This window comes from Candidatus Binatia bacterium, assembly GCA_036382395.1.
Lineage (GTDB): Bacteria > Desulfobacterota > Binatia > HRBIN30 > HRBIN30 > JAGDMS01.
Genome location: DASVHW010000144.1, coordinates 1 through 3,233 on the forward strand (window position 1 = coordinate 1; position 3,233 = coordinate 3,233).

Below are 3,233 nucleotides of genomic sequence, written 5' to 3' on the forward strand. Positions count from 1 at the left end.
TCTCGGCAAGATCTTTCATTCCAGCACGTCTATCCTGAACGACCCTGAGGGAGTGCTGCGCGGCTGTGTGCACATTTTGCACGATGTCACCGATCGCAAGCTAGCAGAAGAACATCTGGCGCAGATGGAGGGGAGGTACCGCGGGCTGCTGGAGGCGGCTCCGGATGCGATGGTGGTGGTCAACCAGGGCGGGGAGATCGTCCTGCTGAATGTTCAGGCGGAGAAGCAGTTCGGATACCGCCGCGATGAACTCGTCGGACAGAAAGTGAAGAACATCATTCCGGAGGGTTTCGCGGAACGGCTGATCGCCGACGGTACCCGAAGCGCGGCGGAAGCGCTGGCGCAGCAGATCGGCACCGGGATTGAACTCGTTGGGCGGCGCAAGGATGAAAGCGAGTTTCCCATCGAGATCATGCTGAGCCCGCTGGAGAATGACGAGGGAGTCCTGGTGACGGCAGCGATCCGCGACATCAGCGCACGTCGCGCCGCCGAACAGGAGATTTGTCGTCTCAATCGCGCGCTCAAGGCCCTCAGCAAGTGCAGCGAGGCATTGCTGCATGCTCGCGACCAGCAGCAGTTGCTCGATGAGATCTGCGAAGTCGTGGTCCAGGATGGAGGCTACCGCATGGCTTGGGTCGCCGCGGCGCCGGAGAACTTCATTCGCGCCCTGGCTAGCGCGGGCACCGGCCGCGAGTACCTCGATGTCGTCTGCCTCCGTTACAACGCCTCCACCAATTCGTCCTTGCTGGTGCCCGCCGCGCTCCGCACCGGGCAGCCCGCCGTTTGCCGCGACACCGCCACCGATCCTCGCTCCGCCTCCTTGCGCACGGAATGTCAGGAGCGTGGTTTTTCGTCCATCATCGCGCTGCCCCTTCTGGTGGAAGGGAAAGTCTTTGGGGCGCTCGCCATTTACGCCGCCGAAACCGATGCCTTCGACGCTCCCGAGGTCGAACTGCTCCGCGAACTTGCCGGCAATGTCGGCTTCGGCCTTGAGTCCTTGCAGGCGCGCCGGCAGAAGGAGGTGGCCCAGCATGAATTGCGCGCCAGTGAAGAGCGCCTGCGCAACCTGATCGAGACCGCGAACGAAGGCATTTGCACCATCGACGCGGACGACCGCGTCACCTTCGTCAATGCCAAGATGGCGGCCATGCTCGGCCGCACCCCCGACCAGGTACTCGGCCGGTCGGCTTTTGATTTCGTCGATCCCGTGCACGACGATAACCTCCGCGCTGCCATTCGCAGGAGCCGCGACATGGCTTCTGGCAGCTCGGAAATCATCCTTTTGAGCGCCGACGCGACTCCCATCGTCACCAGCATGAATTATTCCCCCTTTACCGGCCCCGATGGCCAATATACCGGCGGGCTCGCCATGATCAGCGACATTACCGACCGCAAGCGGGCGGAGGAAAGGCTGCAAGAATCCGAGAAACGTTACCGCCTGCTCTTCGAACGCACCCTGACCGGCGTCTTTCGCGCACAAGCGGACGGCACCGTGCTGGAAGGTAACGAGGCCTTCGTCCACATGCTCGGCTATGACTCGATCGATGAACTGCTTTCCCTCAAGCTGCCGACCATGTGCGCGGCAGCGGGCTTCGTCGACCACTGGTGTGACGAACTCGCCGAAGCCGGGCACCTCGTCAATCATGAACTCCGGGTGCTGCGCAAGGACGGGGACATCGCGTATCTCCTCGCCAACCTCGTTTTGCTGCGCGACCCCGCCGGGAACCCCGAATTCATTGAGGGCACGGTCCTCGATATCACCCAGCGCCGACAACTCGAGGCGCAGCTTCTCCACTCGCAGAAAATGGAGGCCATCGGCCAGCTTGCCGGCGGCATCGCGCACGACTTCAACAACCTCCTCATGATCATTCGCAGCTATGCGGAATTGGCCGGGGAAACCGTCAAGGACGACTCCATTCGCCGCGAGCTCAACGCCATCCTCAAGGCCGCCGACCGCGGCGCAGCCCTGACTCGACAGCTGCTCACCTTCGGCCGTAAGCAGGTCTTCTCGCCCCGCTTGCTCGACATTAATTCCGTCCTCGAGAACATCACCAAGGTCCTTCCCCGCGCTCTGGGTGAAGACGTGCGCGTTGAAGTTCATGCCGGCCCGGATCTCTGGCAGGTGAAAGCTGACCCAGTGCAGATCGAACAACTCGTCCTCAACCTTGCCGTCAACGCCCGGGACGCCATGCCCGGCGGCGGCCGCCTCACCCTGGAAACGTCTAACACCATTCTCGACACCGATTACGTCAAGTTGCACGCCGGCGTCGTCCCTGGCCAATACGTGATGCTCGTTGTCACCGACACCGGTCAGGGCATCCCGCCCGAAGCTCTGCCCCGCATCTTCGAGCCCTTCTTTACCACCAAGGAACGCGGCAAAGGCACCGGACTCGGCCTCTCCACCGTGTACGGCATCGTGCAGCAGAGTGGCGGCTTCATTTGGGTGTACAGCGAACTGGGAGAGGGCACGGTCTTTAAGATTTATCTCCCGCGCGCGGGGGCTGCGGTCATCGCCGGCGCCACCCCGCTCCAGAACGATGTTCCCCTGCGCGGCACGGAAACGATCTTGCTCGTCGAGGATGAAGAAGCGGTGCGTAACGCTACGCGCACTTATCTCGCTCTGCGCGGCTACACCGTCCTGGAGGCCGGCTGCGGAGAAGAGGCCCTCCGCGTTTCCGACAGCCACCCGGAAGCGATCGACCTGTTGCTCACCGACGTCGTCATGCCAGGCATGGGCGGCAGCGAGCTGGGCCGCGAAATTTCCGCCCGCCGCCCCGGCATCCACGCCATCTATGTTTCCGGCTACACCGCGGCCACCATCGGCGAGCATGGCGTCCTGCCGGCTTCTGCTTTCCTCCAGAAGCCTTTCAGCCTTGCTGTCCTGGCGCGAAGGGTCCGGGAGACGCTGGATTCCGCGGTCCGGCTGGAACAAGAACGTGTTGCCTGATAGGCGGACGGGGATTCGGCGGGACCAACTTCGCCCACATCATTTCGCTGACGTCCAAAGCCTAACGCCTGGTCACGCCGTGCCCCCCATCACAACCCGGTGTGCGTCCGAAGTGCTAATCTCATAGATTCATGTCAGCCCCTGAATCCATCTTCGTGCGCGCCTGCAAGGGCCATTCCACGCCCATCACCCCCATTTGGCTCATGCGCCAGGCCGGCCGCTACATGGCCGAATACCGCGAGGTGCGCAAACATCACTCCATCATCGAGATCTGCAAGGACCCGGA

The 3,233-nt window shown here is 62.7% G+C and carries 2 protein-coding genes; both read left to right on the forward strand.

The genetic code is table 11. The features are described 5' to 3' along the window. A partial coding sequence (locus VF515_06790) for a PAS domain S-box protein (GenBank protein HEX7407343.1) occupies positions 1-2,947 on the forward strand: 2,947 nt, incomplete at its 5' end. Positions 2,948-3,078: 131 nt separating this feature from the next. Beyond that, the coding region (locus VF515_06795; protein ID HEX7407344.1) for a uroporphyrinogen decarboxylase family protein at positions 3,079-3,233 on the forward strand (155 nt) is incomplete at its 3' end.